8 protein-coding genes and 1 pseudogene are annotated in these 7994 nt (G+C 40.0%); all 9 read left to right on the top strand.

Annotation, left to right across the window (positions count from 1 at the left end; all coding sequences use genetic code 11):
- Positions 1-204 precede the first annotated feature (204 nt).
- The gene (locus BHE89_RS05325; protein ID WP_023581066.1) at positions 205-732 is read left to right on the top strand and encodes a fimbrial protein; all 528 of its coding nucleotides are present in this window, start codon (positions 205-207) and stop codon (positions 730-732) included.
- A gap of 83 nt (positions 733-815) precedes the next feature.
- Complete coding sequence (locus tag BHE89_RS05320; RefSeq protein WP_069368456.1) at positions 816-1376, top strand: fimbrial protein; 561 nt, start codon at positions 816-818, stop codon at positions 1374-1376.
- 21 nt (positions 1377-1397) lie between these two features.
- Positions 1398-4012, top strand: a pseudogene (locus BHE89_RS05315) (outer membrane usher protein).
- A 54-nt stretch (positions 4013-4066) separates the two neighbouring features.
- Positions 4067-4825 (top strand): fimbria/pilus periplasmic chaperone, encoded by a 759-nt coding sequence (locus BHE89_RS05310; RefSeq protein ID WP_069368454.1) that lies wholly within the window; start codon positions 4067-4069, stop codon positions 4823-4825.
- Positions 4826-4838: 13 nt separating this feature from the next.
- Positions 4839-5384, top strand: a complete 546-nt coding sequence (locus BHE89_RS05305) for a fimbrial protein (RefSeq protein WP_077885116.1) — start codon at positions 4839-4841, stop codon at positions 5382-5384.
- An 11-nt stretch (positions 5385-5395) separates the two neighbouring features.
- Positions 5396-5881, top strand: a complete 486-nt coding sequence (locus BHE89_RS05300; RefSeq protein WP_069368453.1) for a fimbrial protein — start codon at positions 5396-5398, stop codon at positions 5879-5881.
- A 10-nt stretch (positions 5882-5891) separates the two neighbouring features.
- Positions 5892-6440: a fimbrial protein gene (locus BHE89_RS05295; protein ID WP_023581061.1), complete on the top strand. Its 549-nt coding sequence runs from the start codon at positions 5892-5894 to the stop codon at positions 6438-6440.
- Positions 6441-6461: 21 nt separating this feature from the next.
- A complete protein-coding gene (locus BHE89_RS05290; protein WP_069368452.1) occupies positions 6462-7289 on the top strand; it encodes an MrpH family fimbial adhesin in 828 nt (275 codons plus the stop codon).
- Positions 7290-7309: 20 nt separating this feature from the next.
- On the top strand, positions 7310-7630 hold the full coding sequence (locus BHE89_RS05285; RefSeq protein WP_069368451.1) for a helix-turn-helix domain-containing protein: 321 nt from the start codon (positions 7310-7312) through the stop codon (positions 7628-7630).
- Positions 7631-7994: the final 364 nt, after the last annotated feature.

Genomic DNA, 7994 nt, shown 5'->3' with positions numbered 1-7994 from the left:
TATTTTCGAGATGAAAAATTTTTAACAAAAACAATTTGGTGTATTTTGTTTTGTTTCTAACGATATTTAATTTCGTTTTGGACGGGCACAAGTATACCAAAATTCAAAAACTCAATAAATGAGTCATTCATTTAGGAATAATTCATTCCTAATGAATTTATTATTTTTAATGTCTTCGTCCTTTATATTTTAGGAAACAAAAAGATGAAATTAAATAAATTAGCGTTAGTTCTTGGCTTAGGTTTATCTGTTGCTGCTGGTTCTGCATTTGCTGCTGATCAAGGTCACGGTACAGTTAAATTTGTTGGTTCAATTATCGATGCACCTTGTTCTATTCATCCTGATTCAGAAAACCAAACTGTTCCTCTAGGTCAAATTTCTACTGCTTCATTAAAAGACGGTGGCCGTAGTAATTCTCGTGATTTTAAAATTACTTTAGAGAATTGCACAACAGAAACTTATAAAACTGTTCAAACAACCTTCACGGGTTCAGAAGATGCAGACATCTTAGCGGGTTCTTTAGGTATTGAAGGTATCGCTAAAAATGCGGCTGTGGTTATTACCGATGCGGGTGGTAAACAAATCAAATTAGGCACACCAAGTGCGGCTCAAACATTACGTGATGGTAATAACGATCTGAACTTTGCTGCTTACTTACAAGGTTCTTCTGCAGAAGCTGCTGTTCCTGGTGACTTCACTGCAATCGCAACTTTCGCACTGACTTATCAGTAAGAAAAAATAAGTGCTGTACAAGGATGTACAGCGCTCTATTTCCTGTGTCTATTTTTAACGATTTTTTTCTTACGGAGAAAAATATGAATCGCAAGATGACACCACTATGGCCATGTCTTATTGCCAGCTTACTGATAACAACAGCAGTAGCGAGTGATGTAAAACAAGATAAAAACATGCATCAGCGATTTGGGGTACTTAATCTTTCAGGCTCTATCTTAGAACCATCTTGCACGATTGCCGCAGGAAGTGGTGAACAAGTTATTCCACTGACAACGGTTTCTATTCCAATGCTGGCGACTGAAGGGCAAGGACCTATTGAGTATTTTTCTATCAGATTAACGGAATGTACGCTAATTGAACAAAAAGGTCAGGAAGCGGACAACCCTCGTTTTATTGCAACGTTTGAAGGTCCCTCTAACGAGAATGGTAATTTTGCACTTTCTGGTGAAGCAAGAGGTGCGTCATTAGCGATAGCTGATCGTTATGGTAGGAGAGCAATTCCAGGTAAGCCATTACCCCCTGTTGGTATTGACTCCAAATCAATGGCATTACTTTACCAAGCGCGAATAGTCAAAAATAACGAAATACCCAAAGCTGGAAATTACCGAACGACGCTGCGATTTAAGCTGGAATACTATTAAATGGATCGGGTTGGATAACTTATGGTTAGAACATTCAAAACCGTTGGTTTAGGGACGGAAAAAAAGAAAAAACAACATACTATTCGGCCTGTTGCTGTACTGATCTATTTAATTCTTACTGGTGTTTCGAGTATTTCAAGTTCAGCTTTAGCAAATAGTGATATTGAGTTTAATGCCGATATTTTGGATTTAAAAGATAAGCAAAATATTGACTTATCGGATTTCTCTCGTGCTGGCTATATTATGCCCGGCCGATATGAGTTTGTTGTTCGTGTGAATAATAATGAACTCCCTGAACTCTACAACATTAGTTATGTTGTACCAGCCAATGATCCAAAAGGTAGCGAAGCTTGCTTACCTCCAGAATTGATCCATCAAATAGGACTCAAACCTGAATGGGTTGAAAAAGTGAAATATCAAGATAATGGAAGTTGTCTTGATATCTCTTCTATTCCCGGAATGACGATAAATCCAAGTTTGGGAAATGGCAGCCTTATTCTTACTATTCCTCAAGCATATCTTGAATATTCAGCGCCAAACTGGGATCCACCTTCTCGTTGGGATCAGGGTATTTCAGGCGTACTTTTTGACTATAACGTCAATGCTAACGTGACAGATCCTGCTAAAGGAAAACAGCGCCAGCAAGTGACAGGCTTAGGAACCGTGGGAGCAAACCTTGGTGTTTGGCGTTTCCGTGCCGATTGGCAAGCAAGTTACCAGCATACAACAGGTATGCTGATAGCACTGAAAATAGTTGGAAATGGAACCAGCTTTATCTTTATAGAGCCATCACACAATTAGGGGCTCGCCTTGTGATGGGGGAGACTTACTCTCGTTCTGACATTTTCGATAACTTCCGTTTTACCGGCGTTAACTTATCTACAGATGACAATATGTTGCCGCCTAACTTAAGGGGATATGCTCCTGAAGTAACGGGAGTGGCAAAAACGAACGCGAAAGTGACGATTAGTCAGCAAGGCCGTGTGATCTATGAAACTCAGGTTGCTCCAGGACCGTTTCGTATTCAAGACATCAATGATGCTGTGAGTGGCAAATTAGATGTACGTGTTGAAGAGCAAGATGGATCTGTTCAAGAATTCCAAATGGATACGGCAAGTATTCCTTATTTAACACGCCCTGGCCGAGTGCAATATAAATTATCTGCGGGTAAACCGTCGGATATGAACCGCAATACAGAAGGTCCTATTTTTGGTATGGGTGAATTTTCGTGGGGGATCAGTAACGGTTGGTCACTTTACGGTGGTTCTCTTGTATCGGGTGATTATAACTCGGTTTCTGCTGGTATTGGTCGTGACCTAATGGTATTGGGGGCTATCTCTTTTGATGCGACACACTCTTGGGCAAAAATTCCAAGTGATAACAAGCGTTATCACGGTGGTTCTTACCGTTTAAGTTACTCGAAACGTTTTGAACAAATAAATAGTCAGGTGACATTTGCAGGCTATCGATTCTCTGAACGTGACTTTATGAGTATGAACCAATACTTAGATCGCCGTTATCGTGGTGGTGAAGAAGATAACAATAAAGAGCTTTATACCATTATGTTTAGTAAGCAGTTCCCTGAATGGGGATTGAGCGCCTACTTAAACTATAGTCATCAGACGTATTGGAATAAGCCTAATAATGATAACTATAACTTGTCACTAGCCAAAACGATGGATATTGGTCGCTTTAAAAATATCAACCTCAGTTTGTCGGCGTTTCGTAATAAATTTAATGGCACCAATGATAATGGCGTTTATATGAATGTCAGTATGCCTTGGAGCGATCGCGCAACCATTAGCTACAACACGGTGATTAATAAACACGGTAATTCTCATAATGTCAGTTATTACGATCGCATTGATGATAATAGTAGTTACCGTGTTGGTGCAGGTTTAAGTAGTAATGGTAAACCATCCGCCGATGCTTATCTCATGCATTATGCAGATGCGGCATTGGTCACTGCTAGTGCGAGCCATATTAATGGTGAATACACATCAGCCACTTTATCACTACAAGGTGGGGCAACATTAACACCCAAAGGTGGTGCATTACACCGTACAAGTCGTACTGGTAGCACTCGTTTACTGGTTGATACCGATGGTATTTCAGATGTACCAGTGAAAAGTATCGGCGCGATTACGCGTACCAATATTTTTGGTAAAGCTGTACTGCCTGATATTAATGATTATTACCGCAGTAGTGCCAGCATCGACCTTGATCAGATGCCAGATAACGCTGAAGCATTACGCTCAATCCAACAACTCACCCTAACAGAAGGCGCAATAGGCTACCGCCACTTTGATGTGGTTTCGGGACAAAAAGCCATGGCGGTCATTCGCTTACAAGATGGAACTTACCCACCATTTGGTGCCAGTGTCACTACGGAGAAGGGACGTGAGCTCGGCATTGTTAATGATGGTGGAAATGTCTATCTGACGGGGATCAATAGTGATGATGTATTGAGTGTTCGTTGGAATGGTCAAGAACAGTGCAAAGTCCGCATTCCGACATTAGTTGAAGGGCTATATATATCTTCATTATTACTGACTTGTAATGAGGGTGAAGCAACATCTTCGACAATCAATCAAAGAGCAGAGCCCTTACCTAAACCTTACCTGATTACGCAATAAGGTGAGGAACGAAGGGAACATAAAAATAATTTCAGACAAAAAGAGTAATTTAAGATGATGTTATCAAAGCGCTTATTCATTGTAACAACCACTTTATTGACTGGAATGGTCTTTACTAGTCAAGCCCTTGCTGCGATTGCTTTAGATAGAACGCGTGTCATTTTTAATGGTGCCGATAAATCTATTAGCTTAAATGTCAGTAATCAAAACAAAGAGTTGCCTTACTTGGCTCAAGGTTGGATGGAAAATGAAAATGGAGAACGTATTGACAGCCCATTATTAGTTTTACCGCCTATTCAGCGTATTGAGCCGGGCGATAAAAGCCAAGTAAAAGTACAGTCACTACCGGATATTGCCAAATTACCACAAGATAGAGAAAGCGTTTTCTATTTTAACTTGCGTGAAATTCCACCTCGTAGTGATAAACCCAATGTATTGCAAATTGCATTACAGACACGAATTAAGTTGTTTTATCGCCCAGCATCTATTTATGCCACACAAACGGATCTTACTCATCCTTGGCAGGAAAAAATCACCTTAATAAAGAAAGGTGATCGTTATGAAGTGAATAATCCCACCCCTTATTACGTGACATTAGTGGATGGGCTAACAGGGTTACAAGGAAAAAGCCTTGATGGTTTTGAACCGATCATGATTGCCCCTAAAAGTACAGGAACGATAAATCTGCATACTTCTGCATTTGGTACATCCCCGGTACTCAGTTACATCAATGATTATGGTGGACGTCCACAGATGAAATTCACCTGTAATGGTAATGAATGCAAAGTTACAGAAACATCAGCAGGAAACTAAATAGGCCTATTTTATGAAAATGGAACAGCGGTTTAGCCCAAGCAAAGCAGTGTTGAGTCTTATTTTGGCAACGTTTACTGGAGGCCTAAGTTTTACTGCTGTTGCGAATTTACCCGCGAGAGCGGTGAAAGATGTTATTCCGGGAATTGTTTATATCAATATTTCAGGGAATGTCATTGCGCCACCGCCTTGCTTAATTAATGACGGCAAAATGATCGAAGTTAATTTTGGTGAGGTGATGAGTACACGCATTGATGGTGTTCGTTATAAAGAGCCTATCCACTACACCGCAACATGCCAAAAAATGCCAACGAATGCCATGAAAGTTTATGTTACGGGCAGTGCAACTATGTTCGATTCAAATGCGCTACAAACAAATATTACGGGATTGGGAGTGCGTATTCTGTATCAGGGAAAGCTATTAGATTTAGGAAAGGCGGTAAATTTTACCTATCCCAATTTACCTGAATTAGAAGCGATCCCTGTTCGTAATCAGAATGAAGTCTTAGTGGGTGGTGATTTTGTCGCAAGTGGCACACTGCATGTGGATTATCAGTAAGAGGTCAGAAGATGAATAAATTAAAGTACCTATGTCTGATTGCATTACTGAATTCTTATTCTGTCATAAGCGCAGACGCACCTAATATGAAATTATTTGGCACCTTATTAGTGCCACCCCCTTGTGTCATTAGCAATAACGAACTGATTGATGTCTATTTTGGGCACAACGTGGGTATTCATAAAGTAGATGGCATTAACTATACCGAATCGGTGAATTACCGACTGGTCTGTGATCCAAATTTAAAAGGTTGGGATTTAGGGCTTTCTGTTATTGGTCCTAAAACACAGTTTGATGAAGCTGCGCTACAAACCAATATTCCAGATCTAGGTATTCATCTTACGCAAGATGGTAAGCCTTTTAAATTAAACGAACGCATTGCGATATCACCGGATAATCCCCCCGTGATCCAAGCGGTGCCCGTTAAAAGACCCGGTAGCACTTTACCTGAAGGTGCATTTGAAGTTTCGGCAACACTGCTTGCTGAATACCAATAGGAGCGTATTGATGAATATTAAAAGATTATCGATCCCGTTCATATTGGGGCTAGCCACATTTACGGGATTAACATCAACCGCTTTCTCAGCACCGGACAATATGCGTTTTCACGGCATATTAGTTGACGAGCCCTGCACCATAAAGCCCGGTGACGAAACCGTTGAGCTAGATTTTGGCAATATTCCGGACAAGAACCTTTATGCGTATCAAAGAACACCAAGCAAGTTGTTTCAAATACGCTTGTCTGAATGTGATTTAACGATTGGTAAAAGTGTCAAGATCACCTTTAAAGGGGATGAAAATCAAGCCATGGCAGGACAAGGTTTTTTAGCGATAAGCCCAAGCAGTCAAGCCGCGGGTATTGCGGTTGGACTGGAATCTGAAAATGGAAATGCGCTACCGGTTAATAAAGAAACGGACAAAATGTCATTAAATGCGGATGACACGATTTTAAATTTTTATGCCTTTATTCAAGGGGAGCCGGATGCGATTGCTAACCAATCCATTAAACGCGGCCCATTTAGTGCAATAGCCACATTTCATTTGAATTATGACTAATTATTAGGGTTGAGGTTTTATATGTCCATATTAAAGCGACTTCCGGCTTTATGTATTGCAATCGGTTTGCTGTTTTCGGCACCTGCGATGGCATCCATCTTTTCTTATATAACCGAATCGACAGGAACACCCTCAAATGCAACCTATACCTATGTTATCCAGCGCTGGGATCCTGAAACGTCGGGAACATTAAATCCTTGTTATGGATGGTCTACTTGTTATGTAACGATTAACCATAAACATGATCTTGATGGGTCTGGTGGATCAGCTAAACAACTCATCACAAGAATTGAGAAGTTGCGTACTTTAGCGGAAGTTCGAGAGGAGGTTTTAAGAAATATTTCCTTTCCACTTGAAGGAAAGACCGATCACGTAGGACCTGCTTTAAATTCTAATCAGGAATGTGTGGGATTATTTTATCAACCCAATTCAAGTGGAATATCACCGAGTGGGCGTTTATTACCGGGATCACTATGTGGTATTGCTCCGCCACCTGTTGGTGCCTGCAAAATAACAGAAGGCGCTGTAAACCTTAATTATGGTGATATAGATGAATATAGTTTAGAGGGTGCCCAGCGTTATCAGAATATCAATGTTACTTGTAATTTAGCGATGAAAGTCATGGTTATTGCATCAGGTTCAGATAGCGGGAGAGTGCCTTTACGTTCAGACAACAGTTTATATGCTGATTTATTTCTTGATGATTATCCAGGCGAGACCGGAAGCATAATTAATGTTCCTGCTGGTGGTTCAGTGCCTGTAAAAGTAAGTTCTACTTTACATACAAATGGTCGCGTTGCACCGGGCTATTTCTCTGGTTCGGGCTCAATTATTTTAACGATGCCTTAATCATGATAATAGGTGGATATATGATGAATTACAATTTTACAGATATCGATGTTAATGCGTTAGTTGGAAAACGAATTCAGAAAAAGCGTAAAGAATTAGGTTACACCGGTATGCAAATTGCTGAAAAAATTGGTGTTAGCCAACAGCAATTCTCCCGATATGAGCGCGGTATGAACAAGATTGATTTAAGCTATCTTGTTTTATTAGCCAATTATCTCAATACACCTATTTATTGGTTTTTTGAAGACTGTTTTATACCCAAATCCTCATCAGAAAATCAGCGTAATGATAAACGTAGCAGTATCATTGCTGAAGCGACACCTGATGTCTTTTTGTACTAATACATACGGCTAAATTAGCTCAAAATGAGGAGGGTTTAGTGTGTATGTTTTTCTTTGATTGATTACCAAATTGGTAAGGCAGGGTTTTCCCTGCCCTTTTTTTTATCTTAAAAAAAGGCTCAGTACAATTAGCCAAACTTGAGTTATCGATCGTCTAGTCAGCAAAAAAAAGGAGGTATAGGGGATCAATTTTTACTCTTTTTATAAGGGGGGAAAATGCGTTATGAAAGGTAAGGCAGGGTTTTCCCTGCCCTTTTTTTATCTTAAAAAAGGCTCAGTACAATTAGCCAAACTTGAGTTATCGATCGTCTAGTCAGCAAAAAAAAGGAGGTATAGGGGATCAATTTTTACTCTTTTTATAAGG

The sequence above is a fragment of the Shigella sp. FC1967 genome (assembly GCF_001743005.1).
Taxonomy (GTDB): Bacteria; Pseudomonadota; Gammaproteobacteria; order Enterobacterales; family Enterobacteriaceae; genus Proteus.
Note: the sequence above shows the minus strand (reverse complement) of the source record. Positions and strands in the feature narration are given on the sequence as shown.

Excerpts from the sequence above, each read along its gene's own strand:
- BHE89_RS05320 (WP_069368456.1), top strand. The coding sequence starts at position 816 with ATGAATCGCAAGATGACACCACTATGGCCATGTCTTATTGCCAGCTTA.
- BHE89_RS05285 (WP_069368451.1), top strand. The coding sequence starts at position 7,310 with ATGATGAATTACAATTTTACAGATATCGATGTTAATGCGTTAGTTGGA.
- BHE89_RS05310 (WP_069368454.1), top strand. The coding sequence starts at position 4,067 with ATGATGTTATCAAAGCGCTTATTCATTGTAACAACCACTTTATTGACT.
- BHE89_RS05290 (WP_069368452.1), top strand. The coding sequence starts at position 6,462 with ATGTCCATATTAAAGCGACTTCCGGCTTTATGTATTGCAATCGGTTTG.
- BHE89_RS05295 (WP_023581061.1), top strand. The coding sequence starts at position 5,892 with ATGAATATTAAAAGATTATCGATCCCGTTCATATTGGGGCTAGCCACA.
- BHE89_RS05305 (WP_077885116.1), top strand. The coding sequence starts at position 4,839 with ATGAAAATGGAACAGCGGTTTAGCCCAAGCAAAGCAGTGTTGAGTCTT.
- BHE89_RS05300 (WP_069368453.1), top strand. The coding sequence starts at position 5,396 with ATGAATAAATTAAAGTACCTATGTCTGATTGCATTACTGAATTCTTAT.
- BHE89_RS05325 (WP_023581066.1), top strand. The coding sequence starts at position 205 with ATGAAATTAAATAAATTAGCGTTAGTTCTTGGCTTAGGTTTATCTGTT.